The sequence below is a fragment of the Devosia sp. genome, assembly GCF_024707125.1.
In the GTDB taxonomy this organism is placed as follows: Bacteria; Pseudomonadota; Alphaproteobacteria; order Rhizobiales; family Devosiaceae; genus Devosia.
The window spans coordinates 59,803-73,519 of the sequence record NZ_JANQAH010000010.1; the positions used below are offsets into that span (position 1 = coordinate 59,803).

7 protein-coding genes and 2 pseudogenes are annotated in these 13,717 nt (G+C 63.0%); 4 read left to right on the top strand and 5 right to left on the bottom strand.

Annotated features, from left to right (window positions below):
- Nucleotides 1-88: 88 nt before the first annotated feature.
- The 4 genes and pseudogenes from argH to NVV77_RS14755 all read right to left on the bottom strand — a co-directional run.
- Nucleotides 89-1,489, bottom strand: a pseudogene (argH, locus tag NVV77_RS14740) (argininosuccinate lyase); the annotation flags it as partial.
- A gap of 3 nt (nt 1,490-1,492) precedes the next feature.
- The gene (locus NVV77_RS14745) at nt 1,493-2,341 is read right to left on the bottom strand and encodes a carbohydrate ABC transporter permease (RefSeq protein WP_295414577.1); all 849 of its coding nucleotides are present in this window, start codon (nt 2,339-2,341) and stop codon (nt 1,493-1,495) included.
- 2 nt (nt 2,342-2,343) lie between these two features.
- A complete protein-coding gene (locus NVV77_RS14750) occupies nt 2,344-3,276 on the bottom strand; it encodes a carbohydrate ABC transporter permease (protein WP_295414578.1) in 933 nt (310 codons plus the stop codon).
- Nucleotides 3,277-3,406: 130 nt separating this feature from the next.
- Complete coding sequence (locus NVV77_RS14755) at nt 3,407-4,642, bottom strand: extracellular solute-binding protein (protein ID WP_295414581.1); 1,236 nt, start codon at nt 4,640-4,642, stop codon at nt 3,407-3,409.
- Between the two features lie 197 nt (nt 4,643-4,839).
- Here NVV77_RS14755 and NVV77_RS14760 point away from each other — a divergent pair, with 197 nt between their 5' ends.
- The 3 genes and pseudogenes from NVV77_RS14760 to NVV77_RS14770 all read left to right on the top strand — a co-directional run bounded on the left by NVV77_RS14760 (nt 4,840) and on the right by NVV77_RS14770 (nt 9,446).
- Nucleotides 4,840-6,063, top strand: a complete 1,224-nt coding sequence (locus NVV77_RS14760; protein WP_295414582.1) for an ROK family protein — start codon at nt 4,840-4,842, stop codon at nt 6,061-6,063.
- A 186-nt stretch (nt 6,064-6,249) separates the two neighbouring features.
- Nucleotides 6,250-8,590, top strand: a pseudogene (locus NVV77_RS14765) (PIG-L family deacetylase).
- Nucleotide 8,591: 1 nt separating this feature from the next.
- On the top strand, nt 8,592-9,446 hold the full coding sequence (locus NVV77_RS14770) for a DMT family transporter (protein ID WP_295414584.1): 855 nt from the start codon (nt 8,592-8,594) through the stop codon (nt 9,444-9,446).
- 215 nt (nt 9,447-9,661) lie between these two features.
- On the opposite strand, the gene NVV77_RS14775 is transcribed toward NVV77_RS14770, so the two are convergent.
- Nucleotides 9,662-12,166 carry a PIG-L family deacetylase gene (locus NVV77_RS14775; RefSeq protein ID WP_295414586.1) on the bottom strand — a complete coding sequence of 835 codons (2,505 nt, stop codon included), beginning with the start codon at nt 12,164-12,166 and terminating at the stop codon, nt 9,662-9,664.
- 307 nt (nt 12,167-12,473) lie between these two features.
- On the opposite strand from NVV77_RS14775, the gene NVV77_RS14780 reads away from it, so the two are divergent.
- Nucleotides 12,474-13,592 carry a PLP-dependent cysteine synthase family protein gene (locus NVV77_RS14780; protein WP_295414588.1) on the top strand — a complete coding sequence of 373 codons (1,119 nt, stop codon included), beginning with the start codon at nt 12,474-12,476 and terminating at the stop codon, nt 13,590-13,592.
- Nucleotides 13,593-13,717: the final 125 nt, after the last annotated feature.

The following is a 13,717-nucleotide window of genomic DNA, read 5'->3' on the forward strand; positions in this document are numbered from 1 at the left end:
GCCAAAGCGCTCTTTCAGCATGGCGCGCGGCATCAGCCTGGCGGCGCAGTATTTTTCCATTGATGTCAGCAAGCCGCTCAGCGTCGTGCCGATAACCGGCGATGGCGGCGTTGAGCGGCTCGGGCGCCGGACCGCCAAAGCGGGTGCGCACCGAGACGAAATATTCCGGCGAGACGATTTCCGCGAAGCTGGTTTCATCAAGCGCCGAACGCCGTCCGGTCGCCTTCTCGAAAGCAGCAGTGAACGGCGCATATCCATCGCTGACGAGATCGCCACCCATGGCGACCACCGCCTTGGCGACGGACGCCGCAATCTCATGCCCCTCGCGGAAGGACAGCCCTTCCCGGCGCACGAGCGAGTCAGCCAGCTCCGTAATGGTGATGCACGAGCGCGAAATATTGTCCCGCACCCGCTTGGGATCGATACGGATCTGCTGCACCAGCGCCGCCAAGAGATCGAGCACGCGATAGGCTGAGGCAAAGGCCTGGTAGCCCATGGCCTGCGTTTCGCCCTCGCTGTCATTCATGTCGGTAAAGGGCGTGTTGTGCATCACCGTGAGCATGGAATGCGCCCGCCCAGCCGTCTGGCTCGCCAAATGGCGAAGATGCTCGATCGGCACCGGATTGCGCTTTTGCGGCATGATCGACGAGATCTGCACGAGGCTATTGGGCACATAAATCTGCCCCACCTCGAAGCTGGTCCAGACCTGAAAATCCTGGATCGGGCGCCCCAGGTGCAGGAACATCAGTTCCAAGGCCGAATAGGTCGAGGTGATGTAGTCCACCCCGGCAATGCAGGAATAGGAGTTCTGCAACGGCGCCGCAAAACCCAGAAGCTCCGCCACCCGGGCCCGATCCGTCGGGAAACCTGTCGTCGTGATCGCGGCCGCGCCCATGGGCGAAAGCTCGACGATCCGATAGGCCTCAAACAGCCGCTCGATATCGCGCCCAACGAACTCAACGATGGCCGAGAGATAGTGCCCAAACGTCGTCGGCTGCGCCGGCTGCCCATGCGTATAGGCAACGATCAGCGTGTCCTTCTCGCGCTCCGCCGCATCGATCAGCGTCGCATGCAGCTTCAGTGCCTTCTCAATAAGAACATTGAGCCGCTCGCGAAGACCGAGCTTGAAGAGCGTATGGTCGATATCATTGCGCGAGCGCGCCGTGTGCAGCCGCCCACCAAGATCGGGCCCAACGCGCTTCTTCAGTTCCTTCTCGATGAGGAAGAAGAAGTCCTCCACCTCACCCGTGTAGACGAGCTTCGACGGCTCAATTTCCGCATCGATGCTGTCGAGCGCCACGGCAATATCGCGCGCCTGAGCGGCATCCAGAATGCCGGTCTCGGTGAGCATCACCAGATGCGCACGGTCGATGGCCTTAAAGCCTTCGACATGGTGGTCCTTGGCGCCATCGAACAGTGGCGCCAGGACGGTTTCCTTATAGACCGGATCGGGAAAGACCGACTGATCGGAAGAACGGGGATCGGTCATGGCTTAACCCTTGAGACCGGCCAGCATCACGCCACGGACGATGTAGCGCTGCAAAGCGAGGAAGACGAGAAGCGTCGGGATGGTGCCGATGGCGGCGCCGGTCATGATCAGCTCCCATTGAATGGAAGCCTCCGCCGAGAAGCTCGAAATGCCGACAGGCAGCGTATAGAGCTCCTTGGAGGTCGTGACGATCAGCGGCCAGAAGAAGGCCGTCCAGTTGCCGAGGAAGGTGAAGATGGCGAGCGCCGAGATAGCCGGCACCACCATGGGCATGGCGATCTTCCACCAGATGGTGAATTCGTTGAGCCCGTCCACACGCGCCGCTTCCAGGAAGTCGTTCGGCACGCCCTCAAAGAACTGCTTCATCAGGAAGGTGCCAAAGGCCGTCATCATGCCCGGGAACATGATGCCCCAGTAGGAGTTCAGCCAACCGAGCTGGCTCGACATCAGATACCACGGGATGACAAGCATTTCGGTGGGGATCATCAGGGTCGAGAGGATCGCGAGGAAGATGAAATAGCGGCCCCGGAACTCGAATTTCGCCAGCGTATAGCCCACGAGACTATCGAAGAAGACATTCGACAGCGTCACGGTCAGCGCGATCAGGGTCGAGTTGAAGAACCACTGCATGAAGCGGCCATCACCGAGCACCTTGATATAATTGTCGAGCGTCGGCGCGGCCGGAATCAGCCGGAGGTCATAGACCTGCCCCGACGTCTTCAGCGAGGTCGAGAACATGAAAAGCAGCGGGGTGATCATGATCAACCCGCCGATCAGCAGCAGGGTCCAGGTGATGATGCGCCCGGGGCGAATATCGCGGCGATTGGCCGCCAGCTCTTTGGTCGAGGCCATGGTCATTTCTTTTCCCTCAGCACATAGAGCTGGAGCAGGGACACGATGAGCAGGATGGTGAAGAGAACCACGGTCTGCGCTGCGGCATAGCCCATCTGGTAGGACGAAAAGGCGGTCTGGTAGATCATGAGCACCAGCGGCTTGGTCGCATTGAGCGGCCCGCCGGGATCATTGGTGGTCATGTTGTAGACCTGGTCGAAAATGCGCAGGAAGCCGATGGAAGAGAACACGACGAGGAACACCGTGGTCGGCTTCAGGAGCGGAATGGTGATCTTGCGAAGGATCGCCCATTCCCCGAGCCCGTCGATGCGTGCAGCTTCATAGAACGTGCCGGGAATGGCGCGGAGGCCCGCCATGAAGATGATGATCTGGAACCCAAGGCCCGCCCAGATCGCCGGGATCAGGACCGAGAACAGCGCCTGATCGACCGAGCGCAGGAACGGCTGCTGCGCAATGCCGATGGACGACAGAAAGCCATTGATCACCCCGATCGGCACCGGCTGGTAGAACCAGCGCCAGACCCAGCCCATGGCCGCGGCCGTGGTGAGAAACGGCAGGAAATAGAGGGCACGGATAAAGCCGTGCATGATGCGGACGCGATCGAGATAGTAGGCGATCACGAAGGAAACCACGAGGCTCACCGGCGTGCCGATGATCAGGTAGAGGAACGTGTTCTGGAACACTTTCCAGAAGATCGGATCGGCGAACATTTTCTGATAGTTCGCAAAGCCGATGAACTGGGCCGGCCGCAACAGGTCCCAATTGGTCAGGGACAGCCAGAAAGCCTGGAATGTCGGATAGAACCGGATGCCGGCGTAAAAGATGATGGGCACGGCGAGAAACGCCCAGGCCCAGATGACCCGCTTGGTGCTGATATTCAGGCGGTCCCAGAAGCGAACCGGGCCTGTCTGTGGAAGTGCGTTCGCCGACGCCATGTTCGCTCCTCATGCTTCGCATATGGCCGGCGGCGATGCTATCGCCGCCGGCCACGTCGAAACTAGTCCTGTGCGGTCCGACAGAAGTGGGCGTCACTTCTTTGCGTCGGAGCCGCGACCAATATGATGATTACTGACGGCCCTGATCGATGATCGCCTGTTCGGCCGCAGCCGCCTGGGCGATCGAGTCTTCGATCGACTGACCTTCGAGCAGCACGCGGTTGACCATGTCGATCGAGGTCTGGCGCTGTGCGGCTTCATCATAGAACTGGGTGGTGTGAGCGTATTCGAGACCCTTGAGGAACGGTCCGCGGATCGGATCCGCCAGATTTGCCTCGGTCAGGGCCACGTCACGACGTGCCGGCAGTTCGCCGACCGTGCTCAGCCAGATTTCCATCGCTTCGGGCGAAGAGATGTACTGGAGGAACTTCTGGGCAGCGGCGAGTTCTTCGCCCGTCGAAGTCGCGCCGATACCGTTGGCGAAGTAGCTCGAATAGTTCGAGCGCATTCCATTGGCGTCAGCCGGCAGTTCCACCACGCCCCATTCGAAGGGGTTGTCGGCAAAAGCACCGAGACGGAAGGTGCCGTCGATGGTCATGGCAGCCATGCCAGCGCGGAACGCGGCCTGACCTTCATCCATGAAGCCTACGAGGCCAACATTCTTTTCAGTCTGCAGGTCCGTGTAGAACTTCAGCGCAGCAGCGCCGGCAGCATCGTTGTAAGCAACATTGCCTTCGGCGTCATAGGGCACGCCACCGTTCTGGCGGATCAGCACTTCGCGCCACCAGTGGTGGTCCTGGCCAGCCATGTCCATGGTGATGCCGGCGGTCGTGATATTGCCGCTGCCATCGCGCTTGGTGGTGGCTTCGGCAGCCGCCAGCAGCTCTTCAAGGTTGGTCGGCGGCTCGATGCCGGCTTCAGCAAAGATCGCCTTGTTGTAGAACAGGGCCAGCGAACGCACGGCGGTCGGCAGGCCATAATAGCTGTCGCCGCGCTTCATCGCCGAAACGATCGGGAAGAAGTCGGATTCGATTTCGGCATGCGGGAACACGGCCGGATCGAGCGGCTGGATCAGACCACCGTTCACGAACTGGTCGGTCCAGCCGTAGAACAGCTGCACCACGTCCGGCCCCTGGCCGGCAACCTTGGCGGCGACAACGCGCGTCTGGTAGTCGGCATAGGGGAAAGTGGTCTGCTTGACGGTGATATCCGGGTTTGCGGCTTCGAATTTCTCGATCAGCTGGTCCATGGCCTGGACGCGGCTGTCGAAGACATACTGCCAATATTCGATTTCCACGGCCTGGGCAGCGCCCATTGCGATGAAGCTGATGCCGGCTGCAAGCCCGGCCACATATGCCTTACGCATAAAGTCCCTCCATTGGAGCGTCGACCCTCCGACAGCTCTCTCATGTCAAAAACACGGCCCACGCCGCCTGACAGGTCTCCAACGTCCAATATGTGACAGTGGCTTGTCAATAACATAATCTACTTGCGTTATCTTGTTCCCCGGCTAGTCTCCTCCTCCATTGCCGTGCTAGCCAGACATATGGGGGAGGCGACGAATTGAACGGCCGCAGCAAGAAAGAGCTTCGTCAGCGTGTCGCCATCGGGTCCAACCCCGAGCGCAACCGCGCGCATAACCGGCGCGTGGTGCTCGAAGTCATTCGCTTCCACGAACATCTCGGCCGCACCGAGATCGCCCGCCGCGCCCAGCTCACGCCCCAGGCCGTCGCCAATATCGTCGATGAACTGCTCGAAGAAGGCCTTCTCGTCGAACTGGGCCGCCTCCGCTCCGGCCGCGGCCAGCCGCCCATCCAGTTCGCCGTCAATCCCAACGGCCCGCTGACCGCCGGCGTCGAAATCGCTGCCGACCACATGGTCACGGCCCTGCTCGACCTTTCAGGCGGCGTCCGCGCCAAATCCATCCTGCCATTGGAAGCCACTGGCCCCGATACCGTACCCGACAAGGTGACCGCCGAAGTCCAGCGCCTTCAGGCCTCGCTCGGCGCCGACCGCAGCAAACTGCTTGGCATCGGCGTCGTCATGCCCGGCCCCTTCGAAGTCGAAGGCATGAGCTCGGTCGGCCCCGCCACCCTCCCGGGCTGGACAGGCGTCGATGCCGCCGCGCTCTTTGCCAAGGCCACCGGCCAGCATGTGGTTGTGGAAAACGACGCCACCGCCGCCGTCGTCGGTGAGCGCCTCTACGGCGCCGGCCGCCAGCTCGGCAGCTTTTGCTACCTCTATTTCGGCGTCGGCCTCGGCCTCGGCGTCATCCAGGAAGGCCGGCCCCTCCGCGGCGCCTTCGGCAATGCCGGCGAAATCGGCCATGTCGGCCTCGTCCCGCGTAAGGGCAAGGTCCACTACGGCCCCGCCGGCGCCCTCGAACGCTTCGTCTCGGTCTTTGCCCTGCGCGAACGCCTCGCCATGGCCGGCATCTATGCCGCAACCGTCGAAGACATCCAAAAGCTCCACGACGAGGCCAATCCGACCCTTGCCGAATGGATCGAGATGGCGGCCGACTATCTCGCACCCACCGTCGCCATGCTCGAAAACATTTTCGATCCTGAAACCGTCATCTTCGGCGGCGGCCTCCCCGATTCCGTCCTCGAAGCGGTCATCTCGGCGCTCGACCCGCTCCCCGTTTCCGTCGCCACACGGCAAAAACGCACGCTTCCCCGCGCCATTCGCGGCCAGACCGGCCAGCTAACAGCCGCCCTCGGCGCCGCCGCCCTGCCGCTCCTCGACACGGTCTCCCCCCATCTCAGCGTCTCCGACCCCGTCGCCTGAGGCGCTTTGCCATGCACGCATTCGCCGGCGCCTTCCTCATCCCACCGTGTCATTCCCGCGAAAGCGGGAATCCCTGTTTTGGAGCCGAGATTCCCGCTTTCGCGGGAATGACACCCTGAGTGTGGAGAGGCCGAAAACAACCGCCGTCGACACACATCGCCAAACGCCTACACAACTGGACTTGCCATGCTTACCGCCCCCGAACGCCTGCGCCGTCGCGCGGCACAACCGCGTCTCGTCACCCTCGCCCGCGCCCTCAGCCGCCTAAAATCCACCGTGACGGTGATGAACACCGGCGCCCACCCCGATGACGAGCACAATGAAATGCTCGCCACCATGCGCCACGAGATGGGCATGCGCATCGTCGTTGCCTGCTCAACCCGCGGCGAGGGCGGCCAGAACACTCTCGGCCCCGAACGCGGCGGCGCCCTTGGCGTCCTGCGCTCCCGCGAAATGGAAGAAGCCGCCCGCGCCCTCGATGCCGATATCGCCTGGCTCGGCCACGGCCCCGATGACCCGGTCCACGATTTCGGCTTCTCCAAATCCGGCCCCGACACGCTGTCGCGCTGGGGCGAAGACCGCACCATTGACCGCCTCGTCCGCGCCTATCGCGAATTCCGCCCCGACGTCGTCATCCCCACCTTCCTCGACGTCCCCGGCCAGCACGGTCACCACCGCGCCATGACCGAGGCCGCCGAACGCGCCCTCGCTCTCGCCGCTGACCCTGCTTACGAAACCGACGGCCTCGCGCCCTGGACAGTCACAAAATTCTGCCTTCCTGCCTGGTCCGGCGGCGGCGACACCTATGACGACGAAGTCCCGCCCCCGCCGGCCAATATCACCGTCCGCGCCACCGGCAACGACTTCGCCACCGGCATGCCCTTCTGGCAGCTCGGCGAAGTTTCTCGTGCTTTCCACGCCAGCCAGAACATGGGCCACTGGCGCCATCCCGGCGAAACGCAGTGGCAACTCCACCGCGTCGGCGCCAATGCGCAAAGCGAACTCCTCGACGACCTGCCAAGAACCCTGGTCGACCTCGGCCCCTCGCCCTATCTCGCTGCCGCCGACGCCGCCCTGGCGCAGGCCGTGGCCGCCTTCCCCAATAGCGCAGCCATTCTCCCCGCCCTCAGCATCGCCCGCCGCGCCATTCGTGGAGCACAGCAGGGCATCGCCCCCGAACACGCCCACCGCCTCACGCGAAAACTCGAAGAACTCGACGCCGCCACGGCCATTGCCGCCGGCATTGAAATCTACCCCTCGGTCTCTTCGGCCAGCGTCGCCCCCGGCGAAACAGTCGACCTCATCGTTGAGGTCGAACGCGGTACCGCCCAAACTATCCGCGTAACACCAATCACCTCAGCCGCCTTCGCCCCCACCGATTCGGTAGAAATCTCAGGCGACCGCGCGACCATCCAACTCACCGCCCACCCCGACGCCAAAATCGAAAACGCCTTCCGCCCCGATTGGGAAAACCTCGGCAATAACGGCAACGTCTCGCTCCTCATCGAAGCCGAAGTGAACGGCGAACTGATTCGCTTCAGTCGCGACAGCGAAGAAGACCTCCAGCTCGCCCCCGCCTACACGGTCGCGATCAACCCCGACGCGCTGATTCTTCCCCTGTCGGCCCCGGTGACCAAAACCGTAGCAATCAAAGCCGACATCACCCTCGATCGCATCGCCATCCCGAGCGCCCCCAGCCTGACCATCGAGCGTCGCGAAAATACCTTCGCCGTCACTTCCGACGTGCTCCTCACCGCCGGCCGCCACAGCCTGCCCCTTCGCGTCGATGGCGCCCCCGCCTACGGCATCACCCCCATCGCCTATCCCCATATCGGCCGCACCCGTTTTGCCCGCCCCCTGTCGCTCGACATCCTGGCGTTGAACCTCACGGTCCCCGATACCAAGATCGGCTATGTCGGCGGCGGTTCCGACCGCGTCGGCCTCTGGCTCCACCGCATGGGCGCTGACGTCACCGAACTCGACGCCGAAGCCCTCGCCGGCGATCTCTCAACCTACGACACGATCGTCATCGGCATCTTCGCCTTCGGCCTCCGCCCCGACCTCAAGGCCGCCACCCAAAAACTCCACCACTGGGTCGAAGCCGGCGGCCACCTCGTCACCCTCTACCATCGCCCCAGCGATGGCTGGACACCCGACACCACTCCGCCCCGCCCCATCACCATCGGCAGCCCGTCGCTGCGCTGGCGCACCACCAATCCCGCGGCCGAGGTGACATTCCTCGATCCCCACCATCAACTCTTTACCGGCCCCAACCGCATCACCGCGGAAGACTTCGCCGGCTGGGACAAAGAACGCGGTCTCTATTTCGCCTCCGCCTGGGACAGCGCCTATGCTCCCCCTCCTCGCCATGAGCGACGCCGGCGAAAAGCCCCTCACAGGCTCCCTGCTCTCGGCAAAGATCGGGGCGGGCCGCCACACCCACACGAGCCTTGTCCTCCACCACCAGCTCGACAAGCTCGTCCCCGGCGCCTTCCGCCTGATGGCAAACCTCCTGCAGTCCGCCTGACATGCAGACCACACAATCGCGAGCCGGCTTTGCCTGGCTCGCGGGCGACATGGTGCTCGTCACCCTGATGACCGTGTTGGTAAAACTCGGCGGCGCCAGCTATCCCGCCGTGCAGATGGTGTTCATCCGCTCGCTGATCGGCCTTGCCAGCGTCCTCCCCCTCGCCTGGCGCCATCGCCAGGCGCTGCGAGAGACAAAGCAATGGGGCCGTCACAGTTTCCGCGTGCTTTGCAACACGCTCGCCCTCAATACCAATTTCGCCGCGCTCACCGCCCTGCCCCTGGCCCTCGCCAATGCCATCGGCTTCATGCGCCCGCTCGTCGTCCTGGCGCTGGCAACCGTCCTCCTCGGCGAACGCTCCGGCCCCTGGCGCTGGATCGGCGCCACGATCGGCTTTGCCGGCGTCCTTGTCATGGTCGCCCCCGGCGAAGTCACCTGGAACGTCGGCATCCTCGCCGCCCTCGGCTCCGTCCTCTTCGGCTCCCTCGCCACCGTCCAGACCCGCGCTCTGGCCAAGGAAAACACCACCGTCCTGATGGTCTTTTACACCGTCGGCCTCACGCTCTTCACCGCCATCCCCGCCGCCTTCTCCTGGCAGCCGGTCGCCTCAGCCGATTGGCCACTGCTCCTTGCCATCGGCGTCCTCGCCCAGATCGGCCAATATTGTTTCCTCCGGGCCTATCAATCGACCCCGGCCAATCTCCTCGCCCCGATCGGCTATCTCTCCATCGTCCTCGCCACAACAGCCGGCTTCCTGGCCTTTGGCGAAGTGCCCGCGCCCACAACGCTCATCGGCACCGCCATCATCATCGGCGCCCTCATCCTGACGACCCGCCTCGACCGCCCGAAGCGCTGAACACCATTCCCCCTCCTTCGTCATTGCCGGGCCTGTCCCGGCAATCCATCTCGCCTCCGCATAGACCACCGGGACAAACCCGGTGGTGACGACGGTGCGGAGGAACAAAAGCCCAAAAAAAGACCCTCGGCCGGGCATGGCCGAGGGCTTCGCCGCATCAGGAGGTTGCGGCAACGGCTCGCGTTGGGAGTTCACGCGAGCCGGATGTTTTGGCCTTAGCGCTTGGCCTTCTGGATCAGGTTGGCCATGATGCGGAAGGCACCTGGCGTCAGCTTGTCGAGCTGGTGATGCAGCACGAGGCTGGTATGGGTGTGCCGACCTTCGCCGATTTCGGCCGAGAGCAGCGAACCCGTCAGCGGCTCTTCGCCGGCATCGGCCATGGCGAGCAGCGGCACATAGGCCTCGTCCCATTCCGACGCGAAATAGAGCCCGCGCTCCTTGTCCCAATTGTCCCAGTCTTCCTGGGTAATGGCATTGGGGTAGTTGAGGAGCGGGTGATCAGGCTCGAGCACGTCCACCGCCGACTTGGCATCGGTCACGCGGTAGCGGATCGAGGGCGAACCGATCTTGAGGAAGGCCAGCGGCGTGGTTTCCGGCGTCCAGCCATCCGAAGGACGGTGGTAGAGCGTCACGAGATGCCCGCCGTTCTTGACCCACTCATGCACGCCCGGCAGCGCCGCGACGAGATCCTGCCGGCGACCGAACGAGAAGATACCCACGACCAGCGTATCGAGATCGCGATAGGCACCTGCCTCCATATCGGCCGGGGTCAGTTCCTTGAGATCGACGCCGAGGCGCTTGAGCCAGATGGCGACATTGTCATTGCCACCACCGATATAGCCGATCTTGCCTTCGGGAATGACCGCACCAACCGACTGCACCGGCACCGCCACTTCCGTCGGCACCACCGATCGCCCGATATGGGGATAGGTGAAGACGTTGATGGCATAGGCTTCTTTGCCCAGCAGCGTCGGCGCAATGGTGATGCGCTCGGTACCAAGGTCTGCCGGCGGGGTCAGTTCGAACGTGCCCGCTTCGAGGCCCGTGTCGCCCTTGGCCGCCATCAACCAGCCCTCGGGCAGTTTGAAGTCGAGATCGGCCGTCGTGCCGCCCGAAACCACGGCAGTGAAGGCCACCGGCGAAATCTCGCTTTCGGTGTTGAACACCACCGCATCCGGCTTCAGTTCAAGCGAAGCTTCCGGCAGCACGCGCAGCGCGTCTTCGAGGTCAACGTCGAGCACGGCCTTGTGGCCGGCAATCGTCGCCGTCAGGCGCACGAACGCATCGCCATTGCCACCCAGCGGATCGAACTGCTCGGTCAGCGGATTGGTCAGCGCCGCATCTGCAGCCACGCTTACCTTGACGCCATCCTCGGCCGTTTCGCCGGTAATGCCATTGCGGGCAATCACCTCGACCGAGTCCACGGTGATCGTGTCCGGCGCATCGACCATTGCCTTGACGATAATGTCCTGGCCCGGATGCAGATCGGTACCGTCGGTATAGGCACGCACCTGCATGCCCGCCGCCGTCGCCAGCGCCAGATCGACTTCCCTAATCTTGCGATCAAGGCGATGCGCCACCTGATCTTCCAGTTCCGCCGGCAGCGTCGAGCGGGCTTCCGCCACAGCCTTGCCGATCTCGACCAGACGCTTCACCACTTCAACCGGATCGCCATAGTCAGCCAGCGCTTCGTCGATCAGCCCCTGCGCATTGCGCAGCGCGTCGGCCGAAGCCGCAGGCATGCCGTCGAGTTCGGCAATGTGGCCAACCGTGGCGATGAGACCATCGCGAATGTCGTTCTCGGCCTTGCCGGCTTCGCCATTGGCGGCCCAGGACAGGTTGATCGGCCATTCGGTCTGCGGCTTCGGCTGCCAGCGGCCCATGCCCTGCGTCAGATGGCAGGAACGCGACCATTCGCCCATCTGCGGGAAGGTGGCGCCCGAAATCGGATCGCGCTCGGGTGCACGCACCACCAGCGTCGTCGGCGGGGGCGGAGTTTCGTCGTCATAGACGCCGCCGCCGCCGCCCCATGCGGGCTGATAAATCTTCGGCACAGTCCAGGTCTTCAAACCGGCAGCGATCTGGTCCGGGAATTCCTCGGCATTGCCCGAGATGCCGGCCACGATAAACGTCGCCACATTCGCCGCACGGTGGTGGCCATGCTGCCCGCCCACATCGAGGAAGCAGTTCATGATCACGTCGGGCTTGTACTGGCGCACGGCCCAGGTCATGCGCTCAATCACGCGGTCGCGGCCCCAGCGATCGATCGTCTGGTTCGGGTCCTTGGAGAACCCGAAGTCGTGCATATTGTCGTGGTGGCCCTGGCTACCAAAGGCCAGCGACGCATCAAGTGAACGCGAAGCCTCGGTGATTTCGCGCGTACGCAGCACGCCCAGCACTGAACCGCGCTCCGGCCCGATGGCATTCTGCCCGCCTTCGCCGCGCGTGATGCAGTAGAGCACCGGACGAATACCATAGACATGGCGCAGGGCCGCCAGCATGCCGCTCGGCTCGTCGTCGGGATGCGCGCCGGTGGTCATGAAAGTGACCGTCGAGGTCAGGCGCTCGAGCTGGCGATAGAGTTTTACAATTGCCGGCTCACCTTTCTGCGCCGCAATCAGCTCCAGATCGGAGGCGGGAGCCGCCCAGGCGGGAATCTGCGTGGCAGCCAGCAGCGGCGGCACCGACGCAATGAAAGTTCGACGGGTCAAACGTGGCATAAACTAAGGTCCTCTCCTTGATCTGTCCTCGTCACCGACCCCTCCGGCCGGCCGATATGACAGCTTCAAGACAGGACTATGTGAGCCCGATTAACTTAACTCAAGTGTGTTAATCGAGATTTTTGGAACGAATTTTTGATGAAGCTGCGTGCTTTAGGATGCACTCGCGCCATGGGACGGTGTCACCGGGCTCCGCAAATGGCAGCCTTAAGCCTTCAGCGCAGTGGGCGCGCCTGAATCTAAAATTGACCATCATGAAAGAACACCGTACCATTATCAGAACATCCCATGGCAATTTGTTCCTCAAATGACGAATCATTTAGAACGCAAAGAATCCTGGACCAGTCGAGCCATTCGCATGCTCGACGCCGATGCCCAGCGCTCTGCCGATTCCCATCTCATCCCCGTGGCACTGCCCGGCTTTCCCGCCGTGGATTTTTACTTCAAGGACGAGTCCTGCCACCCCACGGGCAGCCTGAAACATCGCCTGGCGCGTTCGCTCATCCTTTATGGTCTCTGCAACGGCGTCATCGGCCCGGATACGGCCCTGGTGGAAGCCTCTTCCGGCTCCACGGCCGTCAGCGAAGCCTATTACGCCCGTCTCCTCGGCCTCAAATTCTACGCCGTGCTGCCGCGCACGACCTCCTGCACCAAAATTGAAGCCATCGAGCAATATGGCGGCGAGTGCGTCTTCGTCGATGAACCCTCGGCCATCTATGACGAGGCCAAAAACCTCGCCGCCCGCACCGGTGGTCACTATCTCGACCAGTTCACCTTCGCCGAGCGCGCCACCGACTGGCGCGGCAACAACAATATCGCCGAGTCGATCTTCCGCCAGATGGCCATGGAGCGTCACCCCATCCCCCGCTGGGTGGTGATGAGCCCCGGCACCGGCGGCACCTCGGCCACCATCGGCCGCTACATTCTCTACAAGAGTTTTGAGACCGAACTCTGCGTGCCCGACCCCGAATTTTCCGCCTTCTACGAAGGCTGGACCCAAACGGACACGGCCTGTCGCTGCAAGCGCGGCAGCCGCATCGAAGGCATCGGCCGCCCCCGCATGGAAGCCTCCTTCGTGCCCAACGTCGTAGACGCGATGCTCAAAGTCCCCGATTCCGCCTCGATCGCCGCCACCCGCGTCCTCTCAAAACGCCTCAGCCGCCGCGTTGGCGGTTCGACGGGCACCAATTTCATCGGCCTTTTGTGGGCCGCGTCAGAAATGGCGCGAAACAACGAAGCCGGCTCCATCGTCACCCTGATCTGCGACAGCGGCGAACGCTACGCCCAGACCTATTTTTCCGATGAATGGCTGGCACAGCAGGACATCGACATCACCGCAGACATGGCCCGCATCGAGAATGTCATTGCGACGGGTGTGTTTGATCCAGACCTGCTCATCGCCGGACAGCGCAGGGACCGGGTCTAGACACCCTTCCCACCCACAGTGTCATCCCCGCGAAAGCGGGGATCTCTGTTTCAAGCCCGGGATTCCCGCTTTCGCGGGAATGACATCGAGTGAGGGAAAACTCCACCTCACACTCGATGCAACAC

Excerpts from the sequence above, each read along its gene's own strand:
- NVV77_RS14745 (WP_295414577.1), bottom strand. The coding sequence starts at position 2,341 with ATGGCCTCGACCAAAGAGCTGGCGGCCAATCGCCGCGATATTCGCCCC.
- NVV77_RS14750 (WP_295414578.1), bottom strand. The coding sequence starts at position 3,276 with ATGGCGTCGGCGAACGCACTTCCACAGACAGGCCCGGTTCGCTTCTGG.
- NVV77_RS14755 (WP_295414581.1), bottom strand. The coding sequence starts at position 4,642 with ATGCGTAAGGCATATGTGGCCGGGCTTGCAGCCGGCATCAGCTTCATC.
- NVV77_RS14770 (WP_295414584.1), top strand. The coding sequence starts at position 8,592 with ATGCAGACCACACAATCGCGAGCCGGCTTTGCCTGGCTCGCGGGCGAC.
- NVV77_RS14775 (WP_295414586.1), bottom strand. The coding sequence starts at position 12,166 with ATGCCACGTTTGACCCGTCGAACTTTCATTGCGTCGGTGCCGCCGCTG.
- NVV77_RS14780 (WP_295414588.1), top strand. The coding sequence starts at position 12,474 with ATGACGAATCATTTAGAACGCAAAGAATCCTGGACCAGTCGAGCCATT.